Source organism: Methylobacterium crusticola, from assembly GCF_003574465.1.
In the GTDB taxonomy this organism is placed as follows: Bacteria; Pseudomonadota; Alphaproteobacteria; order Rhizobiales; family Beijerinckiaceae; genus Methylobacterium; species Methylobacterium crusticola.
Genome location: NZ_QOWC01000037.1, coordinates 1 through 11,586 on the forward strand (window position 1 = coordinate 1; position 11,586 = coordinate 11,586).

Annotated in this window: 10 protein-coding genes; 5 read left to right on the forward strand and 5 right to left on the reverse strand. The window is 77.8% G+C overall.

The genetic code is table 11. The annotated features are described in order from the left end of the window. Position 1: 1 nt before the first annotated feature. From DT057_RS16285 to DT057_RS16295, 3 genes are all read right to left on the reverse strand, one after another. Positions 2-1,843, reverse strand: coding sequence for a DEAD/DEAH box helicase (locus tag DT057_RS16285; RefSeq protein WP_128563157.1), 1,842 nt, complete (start codon positions 1,841-1,843; stop codon positions 2-4). 72 nt (positions 1,844-1,915) lie between these two features. Then, complete coding sequence (gene atzF / locus DT057_RS16290; protein ID WP_128563158.1) at positions 1,916-3,754, reverse strand: allophanate hydrolase; 1,839 nt, start codon at positions 3,752-3,754, stop codon at positions 1,916-1,918. Between the two features lie 168 nt (positions 3,755-3,922). Continuing rightward, positions 3,923-4,246: a YnfA family protein gene (locus DT057_RS16295; RefSeq protein ID WP_128563159.1), complete on the reverse strand. Its 324-nt coding sequence runs from the start codon at positions 4,244-4,246 to the stop codon at positions 3,923-3,925. 178 nt (positions 4,247-4,424) lie between these two features. Here DT057_RS16295 and DT057_RS16300 point away from each other — a divergent pair, with 178 nt between their 5' ends. Next, entirely contained in the window at positions 4,425-4,904 is a 480-nt protein-coding gene (locus DT057_RS16300) for a nucleoside deaminase (RefSeq protein WP_162501423.1), read from the forward strand. A gap of 52 nt (positions 4,905-4,956) precedes the next feature. Here the strand turns inward: DT057_RS16300 and DT057_RS16305 are convergent, their stop codons facing one another. Then, positions 4,957-5,814: a carotenoid 1,2-hydratase gene (locus DT057_RS16305; RefSeq protein WP_128563161.1), complete on the reverse strand. Its 858-nt coding sequence runs from the start codon at positions 5,812-5,814 to the stop codon at positions 4,957-4,959. After that, a complete protein-coding gene (crtD, locus tag DT057_RS16310; protein WP_128563162.1) occupies positions 5,811-7,373 on the reverse strand; it encodes a 1-hydroxycarotenoid 3,4-desaturase CrtD in 1,563 nt (520 codons plus the stop codon). The genes DT057_RS16305 and crtD overlap by 4 nt, the downstream gene beginning before the upstream one ends. A gap of 65 nt (positions 7,374-7,438) precedes the next feature. Between crtD and DT057_RS16315 the strand changes: the two genes are divergently transcribed. The 4 genes from DT057_RS16315 to DT057_RS16330 all read left to right on the forward strand — a co-directional run bounded on the left by DT057_RS16315 (position 7,439) and on the right by DT057_RS16330 (position 11,585). After that, a complete protein-coding gene (locus DT057_RS16315; RefSeq protein WP_128563163.1) occupies positions 7,439-8,311 on the forward strand; it encodes a polyprenyl synthetase family protein in 873 nt (290 codons plus the stop codon). Between the two features lie 137 nt (positions 8,312-8,448). Then, positions 8,449-9,540: a methyltransferase gene (locus tag DT057_RS16320; RefSeq protein ID WP_238313796.1), complete on the forward strand. Its 1,092-nt coding sequence runs from the start codon at positions 8,449-8,451 to the stop codon at positions 9,538-9,540. Positions 9,541-9,639: 99 nt separating this feature from the next. Next, positions 9,640-10,575: a chlorophyll synthesis pathway protein BchC gene (gene bchC, locus DT057_RS16325; protein ID WP_128563165.1), complete on the forward strand. Its 936-nt coding sequence runs from the start codon at positions 9,640-9,642 to the stop codon at positions 10,573-10,575. Next, positions 10,572-11,585 (forward strand): chlorophyllide a reductase iron protein subunit X, encoded by a 1,014-nt coding sequence (locus DT057_RS16330; RefSeq protein WP_128563166.1) that lies wholly within the window; start codon positions 10,572-10,574, stop codon positions 11,583-11,585. The genes bchC and DT057_RS16330 overlap by 4 nt, the downstream gene beginning before the upstream one ends. Position 11,586 lies beyond the last annotated feature (1 nt).

An 11,586-nucleotide genomic window follows, 5' to 3' on the forward strand; every position in this document is an offset into this window, starting at 1 on the left:
GTCAGCCCCCGGCCGGCCGGCGCTCCGCCCCGGCGGCGACGCGCCGGCGCCGCAGCGTCCAGGCGTAGCGCGCGTCGCCGTCGAGCAGGTGCAGGTGGTCCTGGAGGCGGTTGCGCTCGAGCCAGGCGAGGGCCGCCTCGAGCTCCGCCGCCGTCATGGCGGCGCGGCCCTTGTTGCCGAAGAGGCGCTTGAGCACGGCGTTGTAGCGGTGGGGCAGGGGGCTGCCCCGGGGCATGCGCAGCTCGGCCTCGTCCTCGACCGCCTGGGCGGTCACCATGGCGGCGACGCGGGCCCGCAGCTGGCGCTCGGCGAGGGAGGGCGGCACCGCGTCGGGTTCCAGGCGCTCCGGGCGCGCCAGCGCCACGGCGGGGCCCGGCCGCAGCAGGGCGTAGCGCAGGCCGAGCGCGTTGCTCTCGAGCGGCACGATGCCGTCGTCGTCCTCGCGCCAGGGGCGCGGCTCGGGCGTGGCGGCCGAGACCGGGCGCGGGCGGCGGCGGGGCGCCGTCGCCTGCTCGGTCTCGATCCGCGCGCGGAAGCGGGCGAAGAGCGGGTCGTCGGGGTGGAACACCAGGGCGTGCTGGTCGGCGTAGGGGCCCGCGTGCGGGTCGACCCGGGTCGCCCGGGCGACCATCTGCTCGAGCCAGGGCCGGCTGCGGATGTGGGTGAGGGCCGCCACCACGGCCACCTCCGGCGCGTCCAGCCCCTCGTAGGCCATCGCCACCGTGACCAGCACGGCGGGCTCGGGCGTGAGCCGGAAGGCGGCCAGGACCGCGTGGGCGTCGGGCTCGGCCGAGGTGGCGATGCGCACGTCGCGCGCGCCCTGCGCGGCCGGCATCCAGCCCTGCAGCATGGCGTGGTAGCCCTGGGCGCTCGCCTGGTCGGGCGCCACCACCAGGAGCTTGCCGAGGCCGCGGGCCGGCGCCTCGGGGCTGAGGCCCCGGGTGAGACGCCGCGCCGCCCGCAGGCGCCGGGTGGCGAAGAACGCCTCGCGCAGGAGGTCGCGGGCAAAGCCCGTGCGCAGGGCCGTGAACAGGGCCGGCCGCGTGGTGGCGCTCGGCGCCGGCCCCGAGAGGCGGTGGGGCCCGACCCGCGCCTGCCCGGCCGTCCGCCCGCCCTCGAGCCAGCTCGCCTCGCCGTCGAGGGCCCCGAAATTCACCGGCAGCACCGCCTTCTCGGCGAGCGCCTGGGCGCGCGAGTAGCCGATCACGGCCCAGCCCGGCGCCTCGATGTCCGGCAGCGCCTCGCGGCCGGCGGGCGCCTCGCGGTAGGGCAGCCCCAGGATGGGCCGGCCGTCGGCCCGCTCCAGGGTGCCGGAGAGCAGGAGGCGCAGGGCGGCCTGCCGGAAGAGCGGCAGCAGGGCCCGGCTCCAGGCCGCCGCCTCGCTGCCCGGCTCCTCGTCGGCCAGGGCCGGCAGGTGGTGCACCTCGTCCACGACGAGCAGGGTGCGGTGGCGGCGCATCTCGGCGAGGTGCAGGGCGGGCGCCGCCGCGACCGCCTGGTAGGTGGTGACGTAGCCGGCGAGGCCCCGCGCCGGGTCGGGCGCGTTGTCGGCGGCGCGCACCGACAGGCCGTGCCCGAGGGCCGCGCGCCAGGCCGGATCCGCGAAGGCCTCCTCGGCCTGGAGGCGCAGCGAGTCCCGGGGCACCACCCAGACCACCCGCGCCACGACGCCCGCCTCGATCAGGCGCGCCGCCGCGATCACCGGCAGCAGCGACTTGCCGCCCCCGGGCGTCACCGCGGCCAGGATGTCGGCGATGCCGGCCGCCTCGCCCCGGGCGATGGCGCCGACGAGCGCGGCGAGGCTGCGCTGGTGGCTGCGCAGGGGGCGGGGCGGGGTGCTCAAGCGGCGGGACGGACCGGAACCATGGCGGCGACCATGCCGGAGCGCCGCGCGGTTGGGAATCCCGGCGAGGGCTCAGGCCGGCGGATTTGCGCCGCGGCGCGCCTCCACGGCGGCGCGCCAGCCGCCGAAGCGGGTCACCTCCTCGGCACCCGCCACGGCGTGGGCCTCGCACAGGAAGCCCGGCAGCGCCCGCCCGTCGTCGAGGGCGATGCGGCCGATGCCGAGCGGCGCCGGGATCGCCGCCACGAAGCGCCCGAAGGCCGCCGGGTCGAGGGACCAGACCTCCACGGCGAGGCCCGGCCCGGCGAAGCCGGGCTCGCGCACGAGGCCGGGCTTCGGCGGCGCGGTGCCGGGCAGGGCGTAGAGCCGGTACTCGCCCGTCGTGCGGGCGGCGCCCTCCGGCCGCGCGTCGAGGGCGAGGAGCTCCCGGTTGAGCGGCAGCCCCGACAGGTGCGCGCCCACCACCACCAGGGAGAGGCGCTCCGGTGCCGGCGCGGGCGCCGGTGCCGGCGCGGGCGCGGCCACCCGGCTCCCGGCCGGGAGCGCCGCCGCGCGGTCGCGCCCGAGGCCGGGCGCGGCGGCGCGGTGGAGCGCGTCGGCGAGCGGCGCCAGCGCCTCGTCCGAGAAGGCCCGCCCCACCAGCGTGACCCCGGCCGGCAGGCCGTCCTCCCGGAAGCCGGCCGGCACCGCGACGGCCGCGCAGTCCAGCAGGTTGACGAAGTTGGTGTAGCGGCCGAGGTGGCCGTTGAGCCGGATCGGGTCGGCCCGCATGGCCTCGACCGTGTAGGTGGTGGGCGCGCTCGGCAGCAGCAGCAGGTCGACGGCGGCCCAGGTCGCCTCGGTGCGCCGGCGCAGGGCCGCGAGGGCGTACTGGCCCCGGAAGGCGTCGGCCGCCGTCGGCGCGCGGCCCGATTCCACGATGCGGCGCACCGCCGGGTCGAGGGCCTCCGGGTGCGCCGTCGCGAAGGCCTCGATGGCGGCGAGGCGCTCGGCCACCCAGGGCCCTTCGTAGAGCAGGGCGGCGGCCTCGCGGAACGGCGCGTAGTCGAACGGCACCAGGGCGCAGCCGAGCGCGCCCGCCCGCGCCACCGCCGCGTCGTAGAGGCGGGCGGTCTCGGCGTCGCCGTGGAACTCGCGCTCCTGCGGCGTGAGGATTCCGACGCGGGGCGCGCCCGGGATCGCGGCCGGGACGGCGCGCCGGGAGTAGGGGTCGGCGGGGTCGAACCCTTCCGCGACGCGCCGGACCGCCAGGCCGTCCGCCACCGTGAGGGCGAAGACCGAGATGCAGTCGAGGCTGCGGCAGGCCGGCACCAGCCCGGTGGTGCTGAGGAGGCCGGGCGTCGGCTTGATCCCCACGATGTTGTTGAAGGCCGCCGGGACCCGGCCCGAGCCCGCCGTGTCGGTGCCGAGCGCGAAGGCCGCGACGCCCGCCGCCACCGCGACGGCCGAGCCCGAGCTGGAGCCGCCCGAGATGTAGGCCGGATCGAACACGCTGCGGGGGGCGCCGTAGGGCGAGCGCGTGCCGTTGAGCCCCGTGGCGAACTGGTCGAGGTTGGTCTTGCCGACCACGAGGGCGCCCGCCGCCCGCAGCCGCGCCACCACGGCGGCGTCGGCCTCCGGGGTGTAGGCGAAGGCCGGGCAGGCCGCCGTGGTGGGCAGGCCCGCCACGTCGATGTTGTCCTTGACCGCGAAGGGCACGCCCCAGAGCGGCAGCGAGTTCGGCTCCGGGGCCCGCGCCGCCAGCGCCTCGGCCGCCGCCCGCAGGGCCTCCGGCGCGACCTTCGTGATGAAGGCCGCCGGATCCGCCGCCGCGAGGCGCGCGGCGACCTCCGCCGCGAGGGCCACCGGGGTGAGCCGGCCGGAGGCGTAGAGCGCCCTCAGGCCGGCGAGATCGAGGACGGCTGGCAGCATGGGACGGCGTGGGCTCCTGGCGCCTTGCGGGGACCGGTATGGCGGCGGCGCGGCCCGACAGGCAAGTCCCGGGCCCTCGCGGGCCGCCCGCGGCCGCCCGCTCGCGGCCGCCCGCCCGAGGCCGCTCGCCCGCCGCCGGCCGCGGGACCGGGCGGCCGAGGCCGGCCCTCACCCCCGCGGCCCGAGCACGATCACGGCCGCCCCGGCGAGGCACAGGACCGCGCCGGCCGTGTCCCAGCGGTCGGGCCGCTGCCCCTCGGCCCACCACAGCCAGAGCAGCGCGGTGCCGATATAGACGCCCCCGTAGGCCGCGAAGGCGCGCCCGGCCGCCCCGCTCTCGGCGAGGGTCAGCAGGAGGGCGAACAGCGCGAGGGCGAGGGCGCCCGGCACGAGCCACCAGGGCGAGTGGCCGAGGCGCGCGACCGCCCAGACCGCGAAGCAGCCCGCGATCTCGGCGAGGGCGGCGGCGGCGTAGATCACGACGGTGAGCATCCGGGCTTGTCCCATGCCGGGCGCGGCCCGTGAAGCGGCCCGGCGGCGCCCGGCGCAGGAGCGCCGCCGGGCTTCCCCGTGCTAAGCGGGGGAGGGCGCGCTCCGGCCGGGCGCCCGGGCCGCGCCCGGGCCTCGGCCGGACGGCCGCGCGATGCGATCCGGCGGCCCGGGGGTGCGGATGAACCACGACAGCGACGAGCATTTCATGGCGATGGCGCTCGCCGAGGCCGAGGCGGGGGCGGCCGAGGGGCAGACGCCGTTCGGGGCCGTGGTGGTGAACGGGGCCGGGGAGGTCGTCGGCTCCGGCCACAACCGGGTCCGCGCCGACCGGGATCCCACGGCGCACGGGGAGATGGTGGCGCTCCGCGACGCCTGGCGCCGCCTCGGCACCCGCGAGCGCCTCGCGGAGTGCACGGTCTACACCAGCTGCGAGCCCTGCCTGATGTGCTCGTACGTCCTCACGCAGTTCCGCCTGCGGCGGGTCGTCTACGCGGCGCGCGGCACGGACGTGCCGGCCTACCGGCCGCTCCTCGATGCCGACCTCTCCGCCGTGGCGGGCTGGGTCGGCCGGCAGAGCGACTGGTCGCCGATCGAGGTCCGCGGCGACCTCCTGCGCGAGCGCGCGGTGGCGGTCCTCCGGGCGTTCGACTGGGGCTGACCGGCGCCGCCCCGCGCCCGCCGCCGTGGCGGCGGCGGCGGGCCCCGTCCCCTCACCGGCCCATCGCCCGCGGCATCCGGAACGGCAGCATCAGGCGCACCAGCGGGTGGCTGAAGCGGTCGAGGTCGAGGGCCTCGTGCACCGGCCGGACGTCCTCGCCGCAGAGGCGGGCCGAGAGGAGGGACCGGGAGTAGAACGGCGCGTCCTCGAAGCGGCGCAGCACCCGGGCGGCGCCGTCGTCGCTGCGGGTGGCGCGGGGGAGGCGCCAGAGGGTCGGCGGCAGGGCGGCGGGGACTGGCGGGTCGATGGCGCGCGGCCGGCCGGCGGCGTCGAAGCGCAGCGACAGGTCCTGCCGGCTGCCGTCGCGGCGCACCACGTCGTACAGGATCGCCGCGCCGTCGCTCAGGGGCGCGCGGGCCCAGGTCCAGCGCGTGAAGGAGCGCTCCAGCGCCACGTCGCCGTCGTTGGTGTCGAAGTAGGCGTGGCCCTGCCAGGCGAGGGCCGGGCGCGTGAACGCCACCTCGATCCGCGACGAGGGCGCGAGGGGCCACCAGCGATGCTGCCCCTCGGCGTCGAGCACGAAGGGCCCGGGGGTCAGGCCCTCGGGCCGCACCCGCACGGTGCCCGAGAGGCGCGAGGGCAGGGGAGCCGTGACCTCGTCGATGCGGATCGTCAGCGCGCTGCCGTCCCAGGACAGGCCGCTCGGGCCGATCGTCAGGGTGCGGGCGTCCCGCGCCAGGGCGCCGCGGCCGCGCTCGGTCATCGCCCAGCGCTGGGGGCGGCCGTACAGCACGACGTTGACGGCGCAGTGGTTGAGCGGGTCGCCGTCGCGGCTGCGGGCGTAGTAGGGCGAGAAGACGCTGCCCAGGAACGCGATCACCGTGATGCCGTGGGCGCCGTCGTCGCTCACCCCGTCGACGTACCACCAGGCGTAGCCGCCCGGGGGGACGGGCGCATCGAAGCGCGGTCCTGCAGGAGGCTCGCGGCGGCGATCCGTCCCGACAGGGCCGCCATCGGCACCCCCGGGCCCGGGTGCACGCTGCCCCCCGCGAGGTAGAGCCCCGGCAGGCGCGTGCGCGCCCCCGGCCGCCGGAACGAGGCCATCCAGCCGTGCGAGGCCCGGCCGTACAGCGCCCCCCCGGTCGCCGGGAACAGCCGGGCGAAATCCTGCGGAATCGTGGTGGTGCGGGCCGCCTCCCTGAGGGTCAGGCCGCTCGCGGCGAGGCGCCGGGTCAGGGTGGCGTGGCATCGCGCGGTCTCCTCCGGGTCGGCCGGGGCGTCGGTGGCGGGGGCGTTGACGAGGCAGAGCAGGGGCTCGGGGCCGCCGGGGCCGGTCCCGGCGTCGTCCCGGCCCTGCGCGCAGACGTAGACCGTGGGGTCGGCCGGGATGCGCCGGTGCCGGTCGAGGTCGGCGAACTCGCGCGCGCTGTCGGCCGAGAAGAACACGTTGTGGCGCACGAGCGGGAAGCCGTCCGGCTCGGCCGCCAGCGCCACCGTCACGGCCGAGAGCGAGCGCTCGGCCGCCGGCACGGGGTCGATCGCCCGGGCGGCGGGCGCGCCGAACAGGCCGCCCGCGAGGGCGGCCGCGTCGGCGTTGAGCACGACGTGGTCGGCCGGCAGGCGCTCGCCCCCGGCGAGGTCGAGCCCCGCGACCCGGCCGTGCGCCACCGCGAGCCCGGTCGCCTCGGTCCCGTACCGGAACGTCGCGCCGCGCTCGGCCGCGAGGTCGGCCATCGCCCGCGCCAGGCCCGACAGGCCGCCCGCGAGGGTCCAGACCCCCTCCTGCTCGACGTGGGCGACGAGCATCAGGGTGGCGGGCGCCCGGAACGGCGACGAGCCGCAATAGGTGGCGTAGCGGGCGAAGAGCTGGCGCAGGCGGGGGTCGTGGAAGTACGCCCCGAGCGCCCCCCACAGGGTCTCGAAGGGCTGGATGCGCCAGAGGTCGCCGAGGCCCGACAGGCCGACCCGCCGGGCGAGCCCGACCGGGCTCGGCCGCGTGCCGCGGATGAACGGCCCCTCCAGGGTGCGGTAGATCTCCGCCGCCCGGGCGCGGAAGCGCCGGAACCCGTCCGCCTCGCCCGGGCCCGCGAAGGCCGCGATCGCCGCCTCCGAGCGCGCCGGATCGGCGAAGAGGTCGAGGCGCTCGCCCGCCCCCCAGGCATGGCGGGCCAGGATCGCGGCCCGCCGCAGGGGAACCCGCGCGGCGAGGTCCGCCCCGGCCTCGCGGAACAGCTCCTCGAACACCCACCGCATGGTGAAGACCGTCGGCCCCGCATCGACCGCGAGGCCGCCGACCGGCAGCGCCCGCATCTTGCCGCCGGGCGCGGCCGCGCGCTCCACCACCGTCACGGCGAGCCCCGCCTGCGCCAGGCTCAGCGCCGCCGCGAGCCCGCCGATGCCGGCGCCGATCACCACCACCCGCTCGAGCCCCACGCGCCCCGCTCCTTCGCCGTTGATCTCCGGCACCATCGGTGTCAAGTATCATAGACAGTCGGGGTGACCAATCAAACTGACAGTTTCGTGGGAGGCAGACCATGGACGACGGCAGACGGATCGAGCGTGCGCTCGACAACGCGGTGGCCTACGCCGAGGCGCCGGGGGCGCCCCCGCGCCTCGCCGAGGCGATCCGCTACGCGGTCTTCCCGGGCGGCCACCGCATCCGCCCGCGCCTCTGCCTCGCGGTCGCCCGCGCCTGCGGCGACGACGACCCGCGCGCCTCCGACGCGGCCGCGGCCGCCATCGAGCTGCTGCACTGCGCCTCGCTCGTCCACGACGACCTGCCCTGCTTCGACGACGCGGCGGTGCGGCGCCAGAAGCCCTCCGTCCACGTCGCCTACGGCGAGCCGGTGGCGCTCCTCACCGGCGACGCCCTGATCGTGCTCGCCTTCGAGACCCTGGCGCGGGGCGCGGCGCGCTCCTCGGGCCGCCTCGCCGCCCTCGTCGGGCTCGTCGCCCGGGCGGTGGGGTCGCCCGCCGGCATCGCCGCCGGCCAGGCCTGGGAATCGGAGCCGTGCGTCGGGCTCTCCCAGTACCAGCAGGCCAAGACCGGGGCGCTGTTCGCCGCCGCCACCGTGGCGGGGGCCGCCGCCGCCGGGGTCGAGCCGCTGCCGTGGCGCCTGCTCGGCGAGTGCCTGGGCGAGGCCTACCAGGTCGCCGACGACCTGCGGGACGTCGCCTGCCGGCAGGAGGAGGTCGGCAAGCCCGTCGGGCGCGACGCCACCCTCGGGCGCCCCAACGCCGCGGCGCTCCTCGGCATGGAGGGCGCCCTGCGGCGGCTCGAGCACCTCGCCCACGAGGCCATCGAGGTGATCCCGCCCTGCCCCGGGGCCGAGACGCTCAAGGCCGAGGTCCTGGCCCAGACGAGGCTGTTCCTGCCCGCCCGCCTGACGGCCGGGCTCGCCGCCTGAGCGTCCGGTCCCGCGACGTGCCGGGGCGTGCACGGGACGCCGGGGCGGGACCGGGGGCGGGCGCCCTCGGCCCGGCCGAACCCGCCCGCGCGGCCGGCCCCGGGGACGGCGCGGCGCCGTCCTGGCGCGAGCGCTGGCTGGCGCTCCGCCACCGGCTGGTCGCGAGTCCCGCCTTCCAGCGCTGGGCCGCCTCGTTCCCGCCGACCCGCGGCATCGCCCGGCGCAACACCCGGGCCCTGTTCGACCTCTGCGCCGGCTTCGTCTACGCGCAGGTGCTGCTCGCCTGCGTGCAGCTCGACCTGTTCGGCCTCCTGCGCGGGGGGCCGATGGGCCTCGGCGCCCTGGCGCAGCGCCTCGCCCTGCCGCCCGAGCGGGCGGAGCGCCTGCTGCGCGCCGCCGCCGCGCTCCGCCTCGTCGCGGCCCTGCCCGACGGGCGCTACGCCCTCGCCGACCTCGGCGCCGCGCTCCTCGGCAACCCCTCGGTGAGCGCGATGATCGCCCACCACGCCATGCTGTACGACGACCTGCGCGACCCCGTGGCGCTGCTGCGCGGCGAGGCGGGGCCGACGCGGCTCGCGGGCTACTGGGGCTACGCCGGGGCCGGCGACCCGCGGGACCTGCGCGACGGCGAGGTCGCGCCCTACGGCGGCCTGATGGCGGCCTCGCAGGCCCTGGTGGCCGAGGACATCCTCGACGCCTGCCCGCTCGCCCGCCACGCCCGCCTCCTCGACATCGGCGGCGGCGAGGGGGCGTTCGCGGTGGCGGCCCTGCGGCGCCATCCCGCCCTGCGCCTGACCCTCTTCGACCTCCCGGCCGTCGCCGCCCGGGCCTCGGCCCGCTTCGCCGCCGAGGGACTCGGCGCGCGGGCGCAGGCCCTCGGCGGCAGCTTCCACGACGGCCTGCCGGGGGGCGCGGACGCCGCCTGCCTGGTCCGGGTCGTGCACGACCACGACGACGGCCCGGCTCTCGCCCTGATGCGCGCCGCGCACGCGGCGCTCGCCCCCGGCGGGAGGCTGCTCCTCGCCGAGCCGATGGCCGGCACGCCCGGGGCCGAGCCGGTCGGCGACGCCTATTTCGGCTTCTACCTCCTCGCCATGGGCAGCGGCCGGCCGCGCACGGCCCGGGTCCTGGCCGGCATGCTGGCCGAGGCCGGCTTCCGGGACGTGCGCGAGGTGGCGACCCGCCGCCCGCTCCTCGTCCGGCTGCTGACGGCCCGGCGATCCTGCTAAAAGTGTAAAGTAGACTTGACGCACAACCCTGCCCATCTAGGATGACATCACCGCCGCACCAGACGACGGCCCCGCACCGGTTGGAGGGACAGCAAGGCCATGCACGCGCTCGCCGTCGTCCTCGACCGACCGGAGCAGCTGGGGCTCGACCGCCTGGCCCTCGACGCCCCCGGCGCCGGCGACGCCGTCGTGGAGGTGGCCTGGAGCGGCATCAGCACCGGGACCGAGCGGTTGCTCTGGTCGGGCCGGATGCCGGACTTTCCCGGGATGGGCTACCCGCTGGTCCCGGGCTACGAATCGGTCGGCCGGGTGGTCGAGGCGGGCGCCGCCTCGGGCCGCCGGGTCGGCGAGACCGTGTTCGTGCCGGGCGCCCGCTGCTTCGGCCCCGTCCGCGGCCTGTTCGGCGGCGCCGCCTCGCACCTCGTGGTCGACGGGGCCCGGCTGGTGCCGGTCGCGCCGCGGCTCGGCGCGGAGGCGGTCCTGCTGGCCCTCGCGGCGACCGCCCACCACGCCCTCGGCGCCCTCGACGCCGGGCCGAGCCTCATCGTCGGCCACGGCGTCCTCGGCCGCCTCCTCGCCCGCCTGACCCGCCTCGCCGGGGGCGAGCCGGTGGTGTGGGAGCGCGAGGCCGCCCGGATCGCCGGCGACCACGGCTACCCGGTGATCGACCCGGATTCCGACCCGCAGCGCCGCTACGCCCGCATCACCGATGCGAGCGGCGATGCCGGCCTCCTCGACGGGCTGATCGCCCGCCTGGCGCCGGGCGGCGAGGTCGTGCTCGCGGGCTTCTACGAGGCGCCCCTGTCCTTCGCGTTCCCGCCCGCCTTCCTGCGCGAGGCGCGCATCCGCGTCGCCGCCCAGTGGCGGCCCGAGGACCTCGCCGCCGTGGCGGCGCTGGCGCAGAGCGGGCGCCTCGCCCTCGACGGCCTGATCACCCACCGCGCCCCCGCCGGGACCGCGCCGGAGGCCTACCGCACGGCCTTCCGCGATCCGGCCTGCCTCAAGATGATCCTCGATTGGAGTGCCCGCCCATGACGCTCGCGCTGAACGGAGCCGCCCTCCGCCAACCCGGACCCCAGGCCGCCCTCCTGCGGGCGGAGGCGGCCATCGGGCCCGACCCCGTCGCGACGCAGGCCCGGCGCGAGACGCAGATCATCGCCATCTACGGCAAGGGCGGCATCGGCAAGAGCTTCACCCTCGCCAACCTGTCCTACATGCTGGCCCAGCAGGGCCGGAAGGTGCTGCTGATCGGCTGCGACCCGAAGAGCGACACCACCTCGCTCCTGTTCGGGGGGCGCGCCTGCCCGACCATCATCGAGACCTCGACCCGCAAGAAGCTCGCGGGCGAGCAGGTCGCCATCGGCGACGTCTGCTTCAAGCGCGACGGCGTGTTCGCCATGGAGCTCGGAGGGCCGGAGGTCGGGCGCGGCTGCGGCGGGCGCGGCATCATCCACGGCTTCGAGCTGCTCGAGAAGCTCGGCTTCCACGAGTGGGGCTTCGACTACGTCCTGCTCGACTTCCTCGGCGACGTGGTCTGCGGCGGCTTCGGCCTGCCGATCGCCCGGGACATGTGCCAGAAGGTGATCGTGGTCGGGTCGAACGACCTGCAGTCGCTCTACGTCGCCAACAACGTCTGCTCGGCGGTGGAGTACTTCCGCAAGCTCGGCGGCAACGTCGGGGTCGGCGGCCTCGTGATCAACAAGGACGACGGCACCGGCGAGGCGCAGGCCTTCGCGCAGGCCGTGGGCATCCCGGTCCTCGCCTCGATCCCGGCCGACGAGGACATCCGCCGCAAGAGCGCGAACTACGAGATCATCGGCCGCCCCGACGGGCGCTGGGGCTCGCTCTTCGCCATGCTGGGCGAGAACGTCGCGACGGCGGCCCCGCACCAGCCCCGGCCGCTCAGCCAGGACGGGCTGCTCGGGCTGTTCAAGGGCGAGGCGGTGGGGCGCGGCGTGGTGCTCGAGCCGGCCACGCACGCGGACATGTGCGGCGCCGCGATCGTCGACAGGCCGTCCCTCGAAGTCGTCTACGACGCGGCCTGAT

What these genes read in the sequence shown, in the direction of transcription:
- bchC (WP_128563165.1), top strand. Translation starts at nt 9,640, where the DNA reads ATGCACGCGCTCGCCGTCGTCCTCGACCGACCGGAGCAGCTGGGGCTC.
- atzF (WP_128563158.1), bottom strand. Translation starts at nt 3,754, where the DNA reads ATGCTGCCAGCCGTCCTCGATCTCGCCGGCCTGAGGGCGCTCTACGCC.
- DT057_RS16330 (WP_128563166.1), top strand. Translation starts at nt 10,572, where the DNA reads ATGACGCTCGCGCTGAACGGAGCCGCCCTCCGCCAACCCGGACCCCAG.
- DT057_RS16300 (WP_162501423.1), top strand. Translation starts at nt 4,425, where the DNA reads ATGAACCACGACAGCGACGAGCATTTCATGGCGATGGCGCTCGCCGAG.
- crtD (WP_128563162.1), bottom strand. Translation starts at nt 7,373, where the DNA reads ATGGTGCCGGAGATCAACGGCGAAGGAGCGGGGCGCGTGGGGCTCGAG.
- DT057_RS16295 (WP_128563159.1), bottom strand. Translation starts at nt 4,246, where the DNA reads ATGCTCACCGTCGTGATCTACGCCGCCGCCGCCCTCGCCGAGATCGCG.
- DT057_RS16315 (WP_128563163.1), top strand. Translation starts at nt 7,439, where the DNA reads ATGGACGACGGCAGACGGATCGAGCGTGCGCTCGACAACGCGGTGGCC.